The organism is Actinomycetota bacterium (genome assembly GCA_019347575.1).
GTDB lineage: Bacteria > Actinomycetota > Nitriliruptoria > Nitriliruptorales > Nitriliruptoraceae > JAHWKY01.
In genome coordinates, this window is sequence record JAHWKY010000024.1 from 21,692 (window position 1) to 39,543 (window position 17,852).

Below are 17,852 nucleotides of genomic sequence, written 5' to 3' on the forward strand. Positions count from 1 at the left end.
CGGTGGTTTCCGAAGCAGCGGAAACCACCGCGTCGCGCGGGTTTCTGAGAAGCGGCCAGTGCCACCGCCGAGGCCGGGACGGTTCTACCCCAGCGTGGCGACGCCGACGCCGCCGCCGAAGGGGAGGGCCGCCCCGACGACGTCGTCGTTTTCGTCGACGAGGTCCACGAAGGCGTGGAGGCTGTCGTCGTCGAGGCCGAGGACCACCAGCAGGCCACCGGCCTTGAGCAGGCGGCGGGCGTGCTGGAGCAAGGCCGGGGTGGTCCCGTGGTAGGTGTGCAGGACGCACAGTTCGTAGCCGGCGTCGGACAGGCGCGGCAGCACCTCGAGCGGGTCGCCGGCGATCGAACGGACCTGATCGGCGACCCGAGCGTGCTCGAACGACTCGGTGGTGACCCCGTGGATCGCGTTGTCCGACTCGATGCTGGTCAGCACGCCCCGCTCCGCCATGCCTCGGAGCAACCACAAGCCGGTGACTCCGCCCGCGGTCCCGACCTCGACCACGTGTCGTGCTCCGGCGGTCGCCGCGAGCCAGGCCAGGAACGCGCCGACCTCCGGTGGCGGGGGCGAGGTCACCTCTCTCGCTCGGCTCCGCGCCGCCGCCTGCGCGTCGTTCTCCGCCGCGGCCAGGCCGCGCAGCGTCTTGAGCGCCGCGGTGTCCACCGCCACCTCCCTGCTCCGCGCTAGACGCCGTCATGCTTCCGCCGGACATGTTCAGCACACTCCAGGAACGGTAGCGGCGCGGGAGCGCCGTGCGCACGCCTCTCCGCAGGCGGAACCCACCGGACCGCCTGACCGTTCGGAGGTGAGCGGGGCGTCGGGACACGTCCGCGACCCCGTCCGTCCCGGAGCGGGCGGGGCCCGGAACGCATCCCATCGTTACGCTGGGTGGTGAGCGTGCCGCAACGCACCCCGCGACCGACCGAGGAGCAGAGCCCGTGCACCAGCCACCGTCCCACGGCCCCGCCGAGGGCGTGCTGTGGACGCTGGGCGACGGCGGACCTTCCGGCGAACGCGCGCGCGGCTCGTTGCCGTCGTGGGATCCCGATCCGGTCCCGACCTGGGACGAGATCGCGACCAAGTACGGCCCCAAGGTCTACAACATCGCGTACCGGTTGACGGGCGATCCCGACGAGGCCAAGGATCTGGCACAGGACGTCTTCGTCCGCGTGTACCGCAACCTCGACAAGTACCAGCCCGGCACCTTCGACGGCTGGCTCTACCGGATCACCAAGAACCTGTTCCTCGACAAGGTCCGCCGCCGGCGCCGCCTCCGCTTCGAGTCGCTGCCCGACGAGGAGTGGCGCCAGCCCGAGGACGAGGGGCCGGGACCCGAGGACGAGGTGCAGCGCGGAGTGCTGCGTGTCGACATCGAACACGCTCTCGCCACCCTCCCACCCGACTTCCGCACCGCGGTCGTGCTGTGCGACATCCAGGGGCTGCACTACGAGGAGATCGCCGACGCCACCGGCTGGCCGCTCGGGACCGTGCGCTCCCGCATCCACCGTGGTCGCCGGATGCTGCGCGAAGCCCTCAGCGAGGACGGAGCTCGTCGGGATGCGTGATCCCCGCCCTGGCGAGCACGAGGACGAACGGCTCTCGGCGTTCCTCGACGACGAGTTGCCCGAGGACGAGGCGCTCGACGTGACCCGCCACCTGTCCGCCTGCGGCACCTGCCTTGACGAACTGGAGGGCCTGCGTGCGGCACGTGCGGCACTCCGCGGCTTGCCACCCGTGCCGGCACCGCCCGTGCTCCTCAGCGACGTGGAAGCCGCAGCCGCGATGGCCATGCCGCGCGCGCAGGGCCGCATCCGCATCGGCCTCCTCGCGCTCGCGATGGCCGGGCTGGTCGGCGGGGCGGCGTACGTCGCCGGCGGGCAGAGCGAGGGACGGCAGGTCGTGCCACCTATCGACCTCTTCGTGGTCGATCACTCGGTCCGGGTCGGCAACGGCCCCATGGTGACGACGGTGAACCTGGGCACCACCGCCCCGTGAAGCCGGCAGGGCTCGGGCTGGTCGTCTTCGCCTCCCTCTGGGTCGGCGCGCTACCGGCAACCGCCGTCCAGGCCGACCCGGAGACGGCGGGCTGGATGCAGATCCTCGACCGAGCGCTCGAGGCAACCCACACGGTCTCGTTCGAGGGTCGCGTCGTCATCGTCTCGTTCGACGAGCACGGTCCCAGCATCGCTGAACTCGACGTCGCTCAGGACCCGGGCGGCGAGCTGCGGGTCGGCAGCGGCGAGACCTGGATGGTGGCACGGCTCGACACCGAGGCGGTGCTCCTCCGAGCTGGTTCGCTCCTGCGCCTGAGCCGCTCCGACGAGACCGGCTTCGATCCCGAACGGGTGGTCGACAAGTACGCCGTCGAGGTGGGTGAGCTCACCGGCCTGGACACCGGCCCAGCGACCGTGCTGCAGCTGCGTGAGCGGCGAGGCGATCTCGTGCGGGAGCGGCTGTACGTCGACGAGAACACCGGGCTGGTCGTCCGGCGTGAGACCCTGCACGCCGACGGGACACCACAGCGCCTGGTCGCCTTCACCGACCTGCGTACCCGCATCCGCCGCTTCGAGACGATGCCGGGCGAGGAGGAGCAGGTCCGGGGCGTCTCACAGCGCATCAGTGGTGAGGGCATCGACATCCTCGGCGATGTGGGTTGGGTCGCACCTCACGTGCTGCCGGGCGACTACCGCCTCCAGGCCGCCTACGCGCTGCCCGAGTCGGAGGGCAGTTCACTCCACCTCGTCTACGGCGACGGCCTGTACACGATCAGCATCTACCAGCAACACGGCACGCTCCAGGCTGATGCGCTCGATGGCGCCGTCGCGGATGCCAGCGAGGGTATGCACCACTACACGTGGCCCGGCGCCGAGCCGACGCGGTTGGTCTGGTCGGGTGACGAGCGGACGTTCACGGCGGTGACCGATGCTCCCACTGAGCACGTCGCCGCCGCCGTCGAGGTGTTCCCTCACGAGTCACCTCCGTCGCTGCCGCGGCGTATGGTGCGCGGGCTGCGGCGAGTCGCCGACATGCTGTGGCCGTTCGCGTGACCCCGAGCAGCGGCCATCCGAGGTGGTGATGGAACCGGACGAACGCCCCGATGGGGCCACCGTGACCTCCGCACCGTCCGTCGACGTGGAGACGTCCGGCGGTTCGCAGCCAGGACAGGTCCTGCCGCCGACGCCCTCGTGGCCGCAGCCGCCACCATCGACGTGGGGTGCTCACCTCGGTGGCCCTGGCTCGCCCGTGGGGTCCGTGCGTCCCCCGGACACGATCGGGACGCACGAGACACCCACCGTGGACCGCGGACCGGTCCGGCGTGCAGTCTCGCCGGCGCTCGTCGGTGCGCTCGTCGGAGCGGTGCTCGGCACCGCCGGCACCCTGGCCGTCGTGCGTACGACGCCGGCGTACCAGGGCGGACCGACGGTCACGTCCCCGGTCGTCGAGGCGGTGGGCGAGGGAGGACTGAACGTCGTGCAGGCGGTCGCTCGTGCGGTCGCCCCGAGCGTCGTTCGCGTCGACATCGTCGAGCGTCGTCGCGACCCCGCTGACCCAGCGAGCACCCTCGAGGCCGAGGTCGGCAACGGCTCGGGGGTCATCTACCGCTCGGACGGCTTCATCATCACGAACAACCACGTCGTCATCGGGGGTGACCGGCTGCGGGTCCGGCTGTCGTCCGGCGAACGCCTCGATGCCCGGGTCGTCGGCACCGACCCGGTCAACGACCTCGCCGTCCTCAAGGTCGACCGGACCGGCCTGCCCGCGATCACCGTGCGCCAGGAGCTACCCGTCGAGGTCGGGGAGGTGGCCGTGGCGATCGGCAGCCCGTTCGGTCTGGACACCACGGTCACGGCGGGTGTCGTCAGCGCGACCAACCGCACCATCGACGTTCCCGATCCGGCGAGCGGACGACCGCTCGTCATCCCCAACGTGCTGCAGACCGACGCGGCGATCAACCCGGGGAACTCCGGCGGGGCGCTGGTCGACGCGTCCGGACGTCTCATCGGGATCAACACCGCCATCTTCTCGGCGACCGGCGGCAACGAAGGGGTCGGGTTCGCCATCGCGGCAGCCGAGGCGATCGCCGTCGCCGATGAGCTGATCGAGCACGGGTTCGTGGAGCACGCGCTCCTCGGCGTCACCGGCGTCGACCTGACCCCCTCGGTGGCGGAGGAACTCGGCCTCGAGGTGGACGGCGGGGCGGTGGTGGACGCGGTCGAGCCCGGGAGCGGGGCGGCGGAGGCGGGACTGCAACCGGATGACATCATCATCGCCGTGGACGGCGAACCACTACGGTCGATGACCCAGCTCGTGGTGGTGATCCGCCAACACCGCGTGGGGGACGTGCTGGAGCTGACGATCGTCCGCGACGGTCGTCGGGAGCGGGTGGAGGTCGAGCTCGGGGAGCGGCCGCGCTGACCCACGCCGCTACCCTCGCGGTCCGTCGATCGCAGGTGCGGGCGTGGGCAACCTGGGTTTCCAGGAGCTGTTGATCATCGCCTTCATCGCCTTGCTCGTCTTCGGTCCGGACAAGCTGCCCGAGCTAGCGCGCAACGCCGGGAAGGCGGTCGCGCGGTTCCGCAAGGAGACCGCGCGCAGCGTCGAGGAGCTGAAGAAGGCGGCCGACCTCGAGGACCTCGACCGTGAGCTCAAGTCACTGAAACGAGACCTGCGCGAGGTGCGCTCGTCCGTCGGGCGCGCGGTCACGGCCGACCCAACGGCGAAGCCGCGCCCCGCCGACGCCCCGCCCCCGACCGACCCCGAGGCGACGTAGTGGCGCGGATACCACGGTCCGGTGTCGCACTCGCGCTCACCACGATCGCGGCCTCGGCATCGGCGCTGTGGAGCAAGCGCGCCCACGACCTGGACCGTGAGGTGAGCCGCCGGCTCGCCGCCCCTCGTGGTCACCGCGCCGACCTCGCGGCCGGCGCCATCACCGACATCGGGTCCGTCTTCGCCGTCACCGGGTCCGCCGCCGTCCTCGCCGCTTCGGGACGGCGCGAAGCCGCGCTCGAGGTGTTCGGGGCGGGCATGACGGGTTGGACGCTCGCGCAGGCGCTCAAGCCGCTCGCGCGACGCCCACGCCCCTACACGGCCGACGGGATCCACCGGCTGGTCGCCGAGCCCGCTGGCCTGTCGTGGCCCAGCGGTCACCCCGCCGTGGCCGCCGCCGTCGCGACCGCGCTGGCGTCGCACCTGACACCCGCTGGCCGGGCCGTGGGAGCAGCGGTGAGCACGACCGTCGCGTACAGCCGCGTGTACGTCGGCGTGCACTACGTCGGCGACGTGCTCGCGGGGCTGGGACTGGGTGTCCTCAGCGGGATCGTGTGGGGCTGGACCGGACCGGTGCGTCGCCGCTACCTGCGGTGGCCCGGCGCCCGCAGCGCCTGAACCGGCAGGCCGGCGTTCAGGACACCGCCAGAGGCAGCTTCTTGCCCACCACGGATCGCGCCTTGGCCGCCAACTGCTCGGCGACGCGTCGTAGTGCTTGCGCCGCCGGGACGTCGGGATCGGACGCCACGAGCGGGATCCCGCTGTCGCTCGCCTCGCGCAGGCGTGGATCGATGGGGATCCGTCCGAGCAGATCGGTGCCGAGCTCCTCGGCCAACGCGGCCCCACCGCCGGACCCGAACAACTCGTGGGTGCTGCCGCAGTCGGGGCAGGTGAACCCCGCCATGTTCTCGATGACCCCCGTCACGCTCATCCCCGTCTGCTCGGTGGCGCGCCCCGCTCGCAGCGCCACCTTCTGGGCCGCCTCCTGCGGGGTGGTCACGACCACCATGTCGGCGTCCGGCAGCATCTGTGCCAGCGAGATCGCGATGTCGCCGGTCCCGGGTGGCAGGTCGCACACGAGGAAGTCGAGGTCGCCCCAGTAGACGTCGCCGAGGAACTGCTGCAGGGCGCGGTGCAGCATCGGGCCGCGCCACAGGATCGACCGATCCGGGTCGGTGAAGAACCCGATCGAGATGACCTTGCAGCCATGCGCGTCGTGGGGGAGGACCCGCTTGACGGGGTTGCCCTGCTCGTCCATGCCGTCGAACACGCGCGGCGAACCGGCGGCACCCATCATGCGAGGGATCGAGTAGCCCCAGATGTCGGCGTCGAGGACCCCGACCGCGAAGCCCTGCTGCGCCAGGGCGACGGCGAGGTTCACCGTCACCGACGACTTGCCCACGCCGCCCTTGCCGGACGCGACGGCGATGATGCGGGTGTCGCTGTCAGCACGAGCGAAGGGGTTGTCGGGGGCAGCCGGGGCGCCGGCATCTCGACGCAGTGACTGCGACAGGTCCTGACGCTCCTGCTCGGTCATCGAGCCGAAGCTGATGCGCACCCCCTCGACGCCCTCGATCGTCGAGACGGCCGCGGTCACGTCGCTCTGGATGCGATCCTTGAGGGGGCAGCCCGGAACGGTGAGCTTGACCGCGACCGCGACGATGCCATCGGAGATGACGATGTCGTCGACCATGCCGAGGTCCGTGATGGGCTTGCCGATCTCGGGATCGTCGACGGTCGCCAGAGCTTCGAGGACCTGATCCTTGGTGGGCACGGTGGGCTCCGGAGACAACGGGGGACGCATGGACGGTCGGTTCAGTACCCGACGTGCCGAGGGTACAGGGGCCGTCCCAACCGTCGCGAAACGCGTCAGCGGAGCCGTGAGGCGCGGTGCATAGCCGCCTGTAGACGCGCCCGCAGGACCTCCTCATCGAACGGCTTCGTGAGGTAGTCATCGACGCCGGCGAGCAGTCCCTCGACCTCGACCTCGGGATCGACGACGCCGGTCAGCATCAGCACCGCGATACCGGAGGTGACCTCGTCCGCGCGGAGCAACCGGGTCACCTCGATGCCGTCGATGTCCGGGAGCCGGTAGTCGAGGATTATGGCGTCGGGGTTCTCGGACCTGGCGAGCGTCACGGCCGACTCGCCGTCCTCGGCCTGGAGCACGACGTGGTCGTCCATCAGCAGCGTCGTGACCAGCTCGCGGAGGGAGGGGTCGTCGTCCACGACGAGGACCGTCCACTTCGTCCCAGCCGGGGGTCGCTTGCGGGGTGCTGGTGAGGACTCGCCCGTCCGTGCCGACGCGGCCGTGTCGCTGGTCTCGGAACCCGGTGTGCTACCGGGCTCGACCTTCGGCCCGAAGTCACGTGCCACGGTCACGGTCAGCTCGCCCGGGAGCTGGCCCGGTGCCGGCTGGTCGCCGCTGCCGTCGCCGACCTGCTGATCCTCGGGCGTGATCCGCAGGACCTCCTCGAGGGTGGTCAGCCCGTTGTAGGCCTTCAGCAGCGCGTCCTGACGCAGCGTCCGCTGTCCCCGGTCACGGGCGTACTGGCCGACGGCGGTCTCGGTCCCGTCCTCGACGATCAGGTCGCGGAGGCGGGTGTCGACGGGCAGCATCTCGTACACCCCGAGACGGCCGCGGTACCCCGATCCGTCGCACAGCTGACAGCCGGCGCCGCGCATGAGCGTGCGTCCGCTGAGCTCGGCACGGTCGAGTCCCAGGTGGCGCAGCGTGCGCTCGTCGGGCTCGTACGGCTCCTTGCAGTGATCGCACACCACCCGCACGAGGCGCTGGGCGATGACCAGGATGACCGAGGACGCGATCATGAACCGCTCCACGCCGAGGTCGTGCAGGCGCACGATGGTCGAGGGAGCGTTGTTCGTGTGGAGCGTGGACAGGACGAGGTGGCCGGTGAACGACGCCTCCATGGCCAGCTCGGCCGTCTCCTGGTCGCGGATCTCGCCGACCATCACCACGTCGGGATCCTGGCGTAGCACGGTCCGCAACCCGCGCGCGAACGTCAGGCCGATCTTGGGGTTCACCTGCGTCTGGTTGACGCCCTGGAGCTGGTACTCGATCGGGTCCTCGAGGGTGATGACGTTGCGGACGGGATCGGTCAGCTCGGTCAGCCCGGCGTAGAGCGTCGTGGTCTTGCCGGAGCCCGTCGGTCCGGTGAGCAGGACCAACCCCTGGGGACGGGCGAGCGCCGACTCGAACAGTTCGCGCGAGTCCGATGCCAGGCCGAGGTCATCGATGGAGAGGCGCTCCTCGCCCTTGCGCAGCAGCCGCAACACGATGGTCTCGCCGTGCAGCGTCGGCATCGTCGAGACACGCAGGTCGACCTCGGTGTCCTCGACCCGGATGGCCGAGCGCCCGTCCTGGGGCAACCGACGCTCGGCGATGTCGAGGTTGGCGGTGATCTTGATGCGCGACAGCAGCGCGGGCCCGAGGCCGCGTGGGATGTCCATCTTCTCGCGCAGCAGCCCGTCGATCCGGTAGCGGACCCGGACGCCGTCACGTTCGGGTTCGATGTGGACGTCGCTGGCGCGGGTGCGAACCGCGTCGGCGAGGATGGCGTTGGCCAGGCGCACGATCGGCTGGGCTCCTGCCGTGGCGGAGACGGCGGACAGGTCCTCGAGGTTGGTCTCCTCGATGGCCGCGACGTCCTCGTGTCCGCCGAGCGAGTCGACGATGTCCAGCGCCGCCTGGTCGGTCCCGAACGCGCGGCGGATGGCGTCGATCAACTCGCTCTCGGGCGCGACGACCGGGCGGACCGCACGCATCGCGGAGGTCAAGCGGATGTCATCGAGCGCGACCACGTTGGTGGGATCGCTCATCGCCACCACGAGGACGTCGAGATCCTCGATGCGCAGAGGCAGAACCTGATGGCGTTCCGCGAGCTTGCGCGGGACCCGCTGGAGGGCGGCGGGCTCCGGTCCCTGCGCCGTCAGGTCGACCGTGTCGTAGCCGAGCTGGGTCGCCAGCGCGTGAGCGATGTCATCCTCGGTCGCCAGCGCCAGCGAGACGATGACCGTGCCCAGCCTGGCCCGTCGGCCGTCCCCTCGCTGGGCCTCGAGCGCCTCGATGAGCTGGGACTTGGAGATGACCCCGGCCTCCACGAGGATCTCGCCGATGCGGCGGCGGGCCTGGTCGTCGGTACGCGCCACGCTGTACACGCTCCTCCGTTGCACCGAGTCTAATGGGAGGCCAGTCCTCCTACTCCGGGACCTCCTCAGGGGCCCTGGCGGGTCCGTTACGCTCACGCGCCTCCCCGGCCGGAGATCACGTTGCGCCACCCTCTCCTGTTCGTCGGCCTGCTCGTAGTGGGCTTGAGCGCCTGTCAGCTGCGCGTGGCCGTGGACGTGGCCGTCGAGGCGGATGGCTCGGGCGCGTTCGAACTCGCCGTCGCACTCGACGAGGAACTCAGCCGGCTGCTGGAGGACGCCGATGTCGACGTGCTGACCGATCTGGACCAGGTGCGTGCAGCAGTGCCGGAGTGGTCGGTGACGGTGGACGAAGCGACCGACGGACTCGCCGTGGCGTTCAGCACCACGTTCGAGGATCCCGAGGGTCTGGCCACACGCACCGATGGCCTCCACGACGCGCTCGACGAGGTCGACGGCCGCATCTTCCGCGATCTCGCGCTCGTGCTCGAGGGCGACCGGTTGCGCTTCACGGGACAGGTCGGCGTGCTGCCTCCGGAGGTTCCGGGTGCGACCGGCACGGGCGTCTCGTTCGACGCTGACGACCTGCGCCGGCTCCTCGAGGAACGAGGCGAGGAGTTCGTCCGCTACGACGTGCGCCTCGATCTACCCCACGAACCCGAACGTCACGACGGGGACGAGGTCGAGGACACCAGCGTGGTCTGGCACGCCCCGATCGGCGAACTGCGCGCGATCAACGCCGAGACCTCGGTGGGGAGCGCTCGCCAACGGTGGCGCGCGATCGGTGTCGCCACGCTCGCGGCGGTCGTTGCCGCCGTGGTCGTCGTCGTGATCCGGCTGCGCGGTCGGCGAGGCCGACGTCGCACGTAGCCCTCAGCGGGCTAGCGGGGACAGAGCGACCAGCACGCAGCTGTTGCGCCAGCGCTCGAGGGCACCGTCGCCGTCGGGGAGGTTCAGGCGGGTACCCATCCCCAGCGTCGCGATGCGGTCGAACTCGTCGCTGTGGTTGTCGATCACCTCGACGTCGGCGTCGGCGACGGCGACGGTGGCCTGGAGATCCTTCGACTTCACGTGGACCTCGACCTGGTCGGCGTGCTCGATGTCGTCGAGGATCTGCTCGCTGGGGCCGCTCAGCACGTAGATGCGGCCGCCGTCGAGGACGTACCACGCAGGCTTGCCGACGACGCGCCCGTCCGGCTGGGGGATCCGGAGCCAGATGATGGCGCCCCTCTTCAGCGCATCCTGCATCGCCTCGTCGAGGACCCCGAGAGCGGACGCCGACTCGGGCGCGTCCACGAAGACGGGGATGCGCCCCGCCTCGGCGCCGTCGATCAGGAACACGAGGGTGTGTTCGTCAGCCGAACCGAGCTTGATGTCCTCGCGGATCAGACCGTCGAACCGGTCCTCGAACATCTCCCCCCGGAGCTCGATGAAGCGGTAGGGGCGCTCCCAGATCACCACGTCATCGGGATCCAGGAGCAGCAGCGCCTCCTCGTACGTGCCCTGCGCCCCCTGGTAGACGCGCTGGACCCGGAAGGGCCGGGCGGTCGCCGGGAGTTCGCCGTACACGCGAAGCGCCGGATCCGCGATGCCCGACTCGGCGAAGCTCGCCTCGTCGAAGGCCATCGCGGAGAGCAGCTTGACGCGCGCCATCGGCAGCTCCGGAGATGTGGTGACGGAGCCGGGAGTATAGGGAACCGTGCACCCCCGGCCCGGTTCCGGTGGGTCGGGGGTGCGGCTGTTCCGCCGGCTCACGAAGTGTGAATGTCAAGGATCGCGAGCGCAGCGGGCCGTCCCCCTCTGTCAAGGAAAGGTCCGTATCGCTCGTGGTGAAGTCGTTGTGGTCGGGGGTGCGGACTCTCGATCCCTCACCGGCGCTGAGGTGGTCGGGTCAGGGGGGTGGTCGTTCGAAGTGGGTTCCGTCGGGCCTTCGGAAGGTGGTGGATCCGTCGGCGTTGCCGTTGGCGTGTGCTGACGCTGCTGGTCGCGGACGGGCTTTGCGACTTCCACCGGATCCGGTGGTTTCGGTCTGAAACCACCGGTTCCGGTGGAAGTCAGGAAGACGCGTCGCTATCGCGAAGGTGGGGCCGTGGGCGGCCGCAGCGGCGGCAGCGGCCGCCGTCGCGGGCGTAGACGGCGCGGCGGATGGGGTCGGGCCAGACCTTGGTGGCTCGGCCGATGTCGAGGACCTGGCTGCGGCCTTTGGTGATCACGCGGCAGATGCGGGCGTCGCACAGGATGCGGCGGGCGGTCTCGGCGGGGAGGGGTTCGCCTTGGAAGGTGACCGCGCCGGCGTGCTCGCGCATGGTCAGGTCGTCGATGTCGTGGCCTTGGGTGATCCAGTCGAGGTCGACGATGAGCATCGCCAGGGTGTCCAGGCCTCGGGACTGGGGCAGCCCCGCGCCGCCGAGGGCGGCGTCGAGGAGCTGGCCCAGCGCGTCGTGCATGCGCTGGGGGAAGCTGCGCCGCAGCTCCTCGGGTACGTCGGGGCCGTCGGGGGCGAGGAAGGGTTCGGCCCCGGCCAGCAGCTTGTTGGCCAGCTCGGGGGTGAGCAGCCCTTGGCACGTGCTGGCGTTGGTGGTCGCGGACGGGCTTTGCGACTTCCGGTGGAAGTCTGAGAAGCCCGTCGCCACTGCGAAGGTTGGGACGATGAGCGTGGGCGGTCTGCTCGGGGGTGTGCTCGCGCGCGTAGGCGACCAGCTCGTCGACCAGCGCGGCTTCCTGCTCGTCTTCGACGGTGCCCGCGGCGCGGCCGATGACGCGGACGTGGTCGGGGGAGATCTCGCCCGCCTCGGCCGCCTCGGCGACCGGCTCGTGAGCCTCGACCGTCTTGGCGACGGCGGCGTCCTTGGCGGCGACGTCACCGTCGACCCCCAGCTGGCCCGACAGCCACTTGCTGTGCCGCTCCGCCCCGCTGGAGTTGCGGGTCTCGGTCGCGGCGATCCAGCGTGCCCGGACGGTGGCGAGCTTGTTGGACAGGGCTTGGATCTGCTTCAGGCCGGCCGGCAGCTCGTCGGGGTGGACCAGCGACGGGTCGGTGGCGGCGAGCGCGTCGATGGCGTCGTGGGCGCGGGGGAAGTCGGGCGCCGGTGTGGCGGTGTCGGAGGCGGGTCCGTAGGCCCGCATCGTGTCGGTGGTTGCCATCCCGGTCGCAGTCTCCCAGCCGCGAGGGAACTAATGTACCGAACATCTATTTGCTTGTCAAGCGGATCGGGCGAAGAAGTTGTGGGAACCCGCGCGGTGTGACGCGCCTGGTCTCCGCCACGACGCCCCGCGATGCCGAGGCGGGACGCACCGGCATGCACCCCTAGGCGGTCAACCGTCAGGTCAGGGCGTGACGTGGATCCCGTGCTCGACGAGGAAGTCGAGCAGCCCCTCGGTCGTGCCGGCGGTCACCAGCTCCGCCCGACTCATCCACGCAACGTCTTCCGCATCGTCGCCAGCGTGCAGTTCGCCACCGCGCACGTCGACGAGGTAATCGTGGATCAGGTACTCACCCTCTCCGAACGGACGTCGCAGCGTCCCGACCAGCCGGACCACCTCCACGACGAGGCCGGTCTCCTCTCGGACCTCGCGCACGACGCACGTGGGCGGATCCTCGCCCGGCTGGACCCGACCACCGGGGAGTGACCAACGGCCCCGTGCTGGCGGGTTCCCGCGCCGCACCACCAGCAGCCGAGCGTGCTGGTCCAGCGCGATCGCGCCCGCAGCTTCGACGAGGTCGCTCATTTGGGCGACAGGCTACGGTCGATGCGAGCCTCACCGGGAGTGTCACGTGAGCGTCGAACTCGATCAGCTGCGCGCGACCGCTCGGGACTTCTGCGACCGCGAGATCCGACCCACCGCGCGCGACCGTGATCGGGACGAGTCCTTCCCGGCGGAGCTCGTCCAGAAGATGGCTGAGGTCGGCTTCCTCGGGGCGGCACTCCCCGAAGAGTTCGGAGGGATGGGCCTCGATGCGCACGGCTACGCCGTCATCATCGAGGAACTCGGAGCGGCGGATTCGTCGATCCGCTCGATGGTCTCGGTCAACCTCGGCCTGGTCGGCATGAGCATCCTGCGGTGGGGCACCGACGAGCAGAAGCAGCGGTGGCTGCCCGGGCTGTGCGAGGGCCGGCTCGGGGCGTTCGCCCTGACCGAGCCGGCGGCAGGGAGCAACCCCAGCCAGATGGTCACCCGCGCCGCGCGCGAGAGCGAAGGTTGGCTGTTGAACGGATCGAAGATCTTCATCACCAACGGGTCCCTGGGCGCCGTCACCAAGGTGTTCGCGCGAGCCTTCGACAGCGACACCGACCTCGGCATCACCTGCTTCCTGGTCCCCCAGGACAGCGACGGGTACTCGGGGAGTCAGATCCACGGCAAGCTCGGACTGCGCGCCGGCGACACCGCCGAGATCGTGCTCCAAGACGTACGCGTCGGTGACGACGCGGTCCTGGGCGAGGTCGGCGGGGGGATGAAGGTGGCGCTCTCCGCGCTCGACAACGGCCGCTTCTCGCTCGCCGCCGGCTGCGTGGGGCTGGCGCGAGAGGCGCTCGAGGTGAGCCTGCGGTACGCGGGGGAGCGCGAGCAGTTCGGCAAGCCGATCGCTGGACATCAGCTCGTCCAGGAGCTGCTCGCCGCGATGCACGTCGATCTGCAGGCAGCGCGCGCGCTGGTCGAGAAGGTCGCCGTGAAGAAGGCGGCGGGCGAGCGCTTCACGCTCGAGGTCTCGACCGCGAAGCTGTTCGCGACGGAGGCCGCCGTCCGCTGCGCCGACCGAGCCGTGCAGGTGCACGGCGGCTACGGCTACATCGACGAGTACCCCGTCCAGCGACTGCTGCGCGACGCACGCGTGACGACGTTGTACGAGGGCACGTCACAGATCCAGCACCTCATCATCGGCCGTCACCTCACCGGCCTATCGGCCTTCTGAGGGCCGCGACTGCGGGTGCGGTGCGATCGCGGCGCGCCAGCCTCGATGTGAGCCCTCGTCGGGGGACGGTGGGTAACGTTCCCGCCCCGCCGACCCTGCGGAGCGAGCGTGCCGGGCTACGACCTGCACAGTCACACGACGTACAGCGACGGGACGACGACGCCCGAGCACAACCTGGACCTGGCCGTCGAGCTCGGCCTCGAGGGGTTGGGTGTGACCGATCACGACACCGCGGCGCACATCGCCCCGTTCGAGGAGCTCGCCCGGGACCGCGACATCGAGATCGTGCCGGGGACGGAGTTCTCCGCCGAACTGGGTGAACGCTCGGTCCACGTCCTCGGCTACTGGTTCGACCCGGAGAACGAGGCGCTCGCCCGGGAGATGGACCGCGTCCGCAACGAGCGCGAGCGCCGGGCCGAGGAGATCGTCGCCAGGTTCAACGCGCTCGGGATCGGCATCACGTACGAGCGCGTGTCCGAGCTCGCGGGCAACGCGCCGATGGGGCGCCCGCACATCGCTCGCGCCGTGGTCGAGCTGGGCGCAGCCGAGGACACCACCGACGTGTTCGACCGCTGGCTCGCCGACGGCGGACCCGCGTACGTGCCCAAGTACGCCGTTGATCCGGTGCGAGCGGTGAAGCTGGTGACCGGGGCGGGAGGCGTCGCGGTCGTGGCCCATCCGGGACTCTACGGCGGCCAGGAGGGCGGCCTCGACGCCGACACGATCGAAGCGATGGCCGGTGCCGGCATGGCCGGGATCGAAGCCGACCACCCCGATCACCCCCCGGAGGTGGCGGCCCGCTACCGCGACCTGGCACGTGCCCTTCGACTCGTGGTGACCGCGGGATCGGACTTCCACGGAGCCAACAAGGACCTGCCACTGGGAGCGGCGACCACGGCGCGCGAGGACGTCGAGCGGCTCCGAGCATGTCGTTCCTGACGCCAGCAGTGGGCTGTGGCTGCTCGTACCGACGGTAACGGTGGCCCTTCGAACAGGGTCCACAAGTAGGTACGCTGGCGGACGGGTACGCAGGCGGCATCGCGCGGCAGCTGCCGACAGGATGCCACCAGTCCCGCGCGCCCGGCAGACGGAGTCGGGTCCAACCCCCCAGGAGGCGAGGCACGTGAGCCAGCCGGTCCAGAAGGCCCAGAAGATCGTCCCGGTCCCCGCTCTGCACTTCACGAGCGGCCCACTCGCAGGGCAGGTGATCCGCCTCGACCAGGACGAAGCGACGCTCGGCCGCCGCGAGGACAACCCCTACATCGTCCCCGACCCGCGCGTCTCCCGCGTCCACGCCAAGATCACCAAGGAAGCCGGCTCGATCATCGTGACCGACCTCGGTTCCAGCGGGGGCACGAAGGTCAACGGCGAGGAGACCACCGGCCCGCACGTCGTCAACCACGGCGACAAGGTCTCGTTCGGCCCCGTCGAGTGCGTCTTCGAGGATCCCGCGGCCGCGTCCGTGCCCGAGGACGAGACCCAGGTGCTCGAGATCCCCAAGATCGAGACCGGCCCGCACCTGTCGCCTCGCCAGCAGCAGGTCCTCGAGCTCATGGCCGAGGGGATGACCAACAGCGAGATCGGCGACCAGCTCGGTGTGACGGAGCGGACCGTCAAGGCCTACGCGCAGGAGCTGTACGACAAGCTCGGAGTCCGCAACCGCGCCGGTGCCGTCGCCGAGGCTGCCAAGCACGGGATGCTGCCCAACATCGGGTGAGGATCTCCTGCTTCCCCGACACGAGGAAGTTCGCTGGATCTGGATGGGGGGCTGCTCGCCCGCGCGTTCGTGACCCTCGTGGTCATCATGGACCCGCTCGGCAACGTTCCCGTGTTCCTCGCGCTCACGAGAGGTGAGGAGCGCCGACGCCGACGCCGCACCGCGCTGAACGCGGTCGTCGCTGCCACCGTCATCGTCTACCTGTTCGCGTTCTTCGGTACCGAGATCCTCCGCCTGCTGTCCATCGGGCTCCCCGCGTTGCAGGCGGCCGGCGGGATCATGCTGTTCCTCGTGGCCGTGGAGATGCTGCGGGGCGACATCCTCGTGCCCGACAAAGCTGAGGGCGTCAACGTCGCGATCGTGCCGCTCGGGACCCCGATGGTGGCCGGTCCCGGGGCGATCGCGGCGGCGATGGTCTTCATGACGGGCGAGGGTGGCGGGGCGCTGGCGTCGCGTCAGCTGACGGTGGCGCTGGCGATCGCCGCGGCACTGGCGGTGGTCTACGTCGCCCTCCGGTACTCGGTGTTCCTCGAGAACCTGCTGAAGGACAACGGCATCCACCTGATCACCCGGGTCATGGGGATGCTGCTGACCGCGATCTCGATCGAACTCGTCGCGCAGGCGATCATCGCGTACGTGCGGACGGCCTGAGCCGTCCGTCCGATCCCGGCGGTGTCCGGGGCGCTGGGTACGCTGCCGGACCGACCGGGAAGGGCTGTGGTGTCCGAGCTGAACGAGGTCCTCGCCGAGGGCTACGGCTTCGACGACGACGCGGTCATCCTGGGCCGACCCCTCGCACCGGACCTGGAGGGGACCCTCAACGACCACTACGTCCAGGCCCCCCTCCGGCACCTCAACAAGCACGGCCTGATCGCGGGTGCCACCGGGACCGGCAAGACCAAGACCCTGCAGGTGTTCGCCGAACAGCTCTCACGCGCGGGTGTGCCGGTCTTCCTCGCCGACCTCAAAGGCGACCTGACCGGCCTCGCCACGCCCAGCCCAGGTGCCGGCCCCATCGACGAGCGCATGGACGGCATGGACCTGCCGTGGCAGCCGGAGGCGTTCCCGGTCGAGCTGCTGTCGCTGTCGGGCGAGCTCGGCACCCCGTTGCGGGTCCCGGTCAGCTCGTTCGGCCCGCTCCTGTTGTCGAAGATCATGGACTGCAACGCCACCCAGGAGTCCGTCCTGCAGGTGCTGTTCCGCTTCGCCGACGAAGCCGGTCTGGCCCTGCTCGACCTCGAGGATCTCATCGCTCTGCTCCGCCACGCGCTCTCGGATGAGGGCGCCGAGATCGAGGAGCAGTACGGGGCGATGGCGACCTCGACCCTCAACGTGCTGCTGCGGCGTTCACTCGAACTCGACGACCAGGGCGCCGAGGCCTTCTTCGGCGAGCCCGAGTTCGACGTCGAGGACCTGCTCCGGTCGCGGGACGGCAAGGGCGCCATCTCGGTGATGAACCTCACCGACATGCAGAGCCAGCCACGGGTCTTCTCGACCTTCATGATGTGGTTACTCGCCGAGATCTACGAGACCTTCCCCGAGGTCGGTGATCAGGACCGCCCGCGCCTCGTCTTCTTCTTCGACGAGGCGCACCTGCTCTTCGAGGGCGCGAGCAAGGCCCTCCAGGAGGCGATCGAGCTCACCGTGCGGATGATCCGCTCGAAGGGGGTCGGCGTCTTCTTCGTGACCCAGAACCCCACGGACCTCCCTGATGAGGTGCTGGCGCAGCTCGGGAACCGCGTCCAGCACGCGCTGCGAGCGTTCACGCCACAGGACCAGAAGGCGCTCAAGGCGACCGCGGCCACGTTCCCGGTCTCGGAGCACTACGACGTGCGCGAGACACTCACGGCGCTCGGGACGGGTGAGGCGCTCGTGACCGTCCTGGGGCCCAGCGGTGCCCCGACGCCGACGGTGCCGACACGCGTGGTCGCTCCCGTCTCGCAGATGGAACCGGCGACCGAGACGCTCGTAGGGACCTTGATCGCCGCCTCCGATCTCAAGGGCAGGTACAGCGAGGAGGTCGACCGCGAGTCCGCGCACGAGCTGCTCGCCGCCCGAGCCGAGGCACGCGCGAAGGCGGCGGAGGAGGCCAGCAGGACCGACGAGGAGCAGGATGTGGTCGAACGGCGGCGAGAGGACGCCGAACGGAGCGCTGGTGGCGGTGCTGGACGTGGCCGGGAGTCGGCCGGCGAGCGGTTCGTGAAGAGCGCCGCCAGCTCGATCGGCCGGGAGGTCGGCCGTTCGCTCATCCGCGGCCTACTCGGCAACCTGAGACGTTGACGACCC

At 70.5% G+C, this 17,852-nt stretch carries 19 protein-coding genes; 13 read left to right on the forward strand and 6 right to left on the reverse strand.

The features are described 5' to 3' along the window. Positions 1–84: 84 nt before the first annotated feature. Positions 85–669: a class I SAM-dependent methyltransferase gene (locus tag KY469_15485; GenBank protein ID MBW3664502.1), complete on the reverse strand. Its 585-nt coding sequence runs from the start codon at positions 667–669 to the stop codon at positions 85–87. A 359-nt stretch (positions 670–1,028) separates the two neighbouring features. Between KY469_15485 and KY469_15490 the strand changes: the two genes are divergently transcribed. From KY469_15490 to KY469_15515, 6 genes are all read left to right on the forward strand, one after another. After that, positions 1,029–1,565 (forward strand): sigma-70 family RNA polymerase sigma factor, encoded by a 537-nt coding sequence (locus KY469_15490; protein MBW3664503.1) that lies wholly within the window; start codon positions 1,029–1,031, stop codon positions 1,563–1,565. Continuing rightward, a complete protein-coding gene (locus tag KY469_15495; protein ID MBW3664504.1) occupies positions 1,558–1,995 on the forward strand; it encodes a zf-HC2 domain-containing protein in 438 nt (145 codons plus the stop codon). The genes KY469_15490 and KY469_15495 overlap by 8 nt, the downstream gene beginning before the upstream one ends. Further along, positions 1,992–3,047 (forward strand): hypothetical protein, encoded by a 1,056-nt coding sequence (locus KY469_15500; protein ID MBW3664505.1) that lies wholly within the window; start codon positions 1,992–1,994, stop codon positions 3,045–3,047. Before KY469_15495 ends, KY469_15500 begins: the two co-directional genes overlap by 4 nt. Before the next feature lie 247 nt (positions 3,048–3,294). After that, on the forward strand, positions 3,295–4,416 hold the full coding sequence (locus KY469_15505; protein MBW3664506.1) for a trypsin-like peptidase domain-containing protein: 1,122 nt from the start codon (positions 3,295–3,297) through the stop codon (positions 4,414–4,416). A 43-nt stretch (positions 4,417–4,459) separates the two neighbouring features. Beyond that, positions 4,460–4,771 (forward strand): Sec-independent protein translocase protein TatB, encoded by a 312-nt coding sequence (tatB, locus tag KY469_15510; protein MBW3664507.1) that lies wholly within the window; start codon positions 4,460–4,462, stop codon positions 4,769–4,771. Further along, the gene (locus tag KY469_15515; GenBank protein MBW3664508.1) at positions 4,771–5,388 is read left to right on the forward strand and encodes a phosphatase PAP2 family protein; all 618 of its coding nucleotides are present in this window, start codon (positions 4,771–4,773) and stop codon (positions 5,386–5,388) included. Before tatB ends, KY469_15515 begins: the two co-directional genes overlap by 1 nt. Before the next feature lie 16 nt (positions 5,389–5,404). On the opposite strand, the gene KY469_15520 is transcribed toward KY469_15515, so the two are convergent. Both KY469_15520 and tadA read right to left on the reverse strand, forming a co-directional pair. Next, the gene (locus KY469_15520) at positions 5,405–6,574 is read right to left on the reverse strand and encodes an Mrp/NBP35 family ATP-binding protein (protein MBW3664509.1); all 1,170 of its coding nucleotides are present in this window, start codon (positions 6,572–6,574) and stop codon (positions 5,405–5,407) included. 65 nt (positions 6,575–6,639) lie between these two features. Next, positions 6,640–8,940, reverse strand: coding sequence for a Flp pilus assembly complex ATPase component TadA (tadA, locus tag KY469_15525; GenBank protein MBW3664510.1), 2,301 nt, complete (start codon positions 8,938–8,940; stop codon positions 6,640–6,642). Positions 8,941–9,060: 120 nt separating this feature from the next. Between tadA and KY469_15530 the strand changes: the two genes are divergently transcribed. Next, on the forward strand, positions 9,061–9,807 hold the full coding sequence (locus KY469_15530) for a hypothetical protein (protein ID MBW3664511.1): 747 nt from the start codon (positions 9,061–9,063) through the stop codon (positions 9,805–9,807). 3 nt (positions 9,808–9,810) lie between these two features. Here the strand turns inward: KY469_15530 and KY469_15535 are convergent, their stop codons facing one another. After that, entirely contained in the window at positions 9,811–10,590 is a 780-nt protein-coding gene (locus KY469_15535; GenBank protein MBW3664512.1) for a hypothetical protein, read from the reverse strand. 401 nt (positions 10,591–10,991) lie between these two features. Continuing rightward, a complete protein-coding gene (locus KY469_15540) occupies positions 10,992–11,570 on the reverse strand; it encodes a 13E12 repeat family protein (protein ID MBW3664513.1) in 579 nt (192 codons plus the stop codon). Between the two features lie 16 nt (positions 11,571–11,586). On the opposite strand from KY469_15540, the gene KY469_15545 reads away from it, so the two are divergent. Beyond that, a complete protein-coding gene (locus tag KY469_15545; protein MBW3664514.1) occupies positions 11,587–12,183 on the forward strand; it encodes a hypothetical protein in 597 nt (198 codons plus the stop codon). An 81-nt stretch (positions 12,184–12,264) separates the two neighbouring features. Here KY469_15545 and KY469_15550 read toward each other — a convergent pair whose 3' ends face one another. Next, positions 12,265–12,666 carry an NUDIX domain-containing protein gene (locus KY469_15550; GenBank protein ID MBW3664515.1) on the reverse strand — a complete coding sequence of 134 codons (402 nt, stop codon included), beginning with the start codon at positions 12,664–12,666 and terminating at the stop codon, positions 12,265–12,267. Between the two features lie 46 nt (positions 12,667–12,712). Between KY469_15550 and KY469_15555 the strand changes: the two genes are divergently transcribed. From KY469_15555 to KY469_15575, 5 genes are all read left to right on the forward strand, one after another. Beyond that, a complete protein-coding gene (locus tag KY469_15555) occupies positions 12,713–13,849 on the forward strand; it encodes an acyl-CoA dehydrogenase family protein (protein MBW3664516.1) in 1,137 nt (378 codons plus the stop codon). Positions 13,850–13,957: 108 nt separating this feature from the next. After that, complete coding sequence (locus tag KY469_15560; GenBank protein MBW3664517.1) at positions 13,958–14,788, forward strand: PHP domain-containing protein; 831 nt, start codon at positions 13,958–13,960, stop codon at positions 14,786–14,788. Positions 14,789–14,972: 184 nt separating this feature from the next. Then, positions 14,973–15,566, forward strand: a complete 594-nt coding sequence (locus tag KY469_15565; GenBank protein MBW3664518.1) for a LuxR C-terminal-related transcriptional regulator — start codon at positions 14,973–14,975, stop codon at positions 15,564–15,566. Positions 15,567–15,653: 87 nt separating this feature from the next. Next, positions 15,654–16,217 carry a MarC family protein gene (locus KY469_15570; GenBank protein MBW3664519.1) on the forward strand — a complete coding sequence of 188 codons (564 nt, stop codon included), beginning with the start codon at positions 15,654–15,656 and terminating at the stop codon, positions 16,215–16,217. Between the two features lie 69 nt (positions 16,218–16,286). Continuing rightward, positions 16,287–17,846, forward strand: a complete 1,560-nt coding sequence (locus KY469_15575) for a DUF853 domain-containing protein (GenBank protein MBW3664520.1) — start codon at positions 16,287–16,289, stop codon at positions 17,844–17,846. Positions 17,847–17,852: the final 6 nt, after the last annotated feature.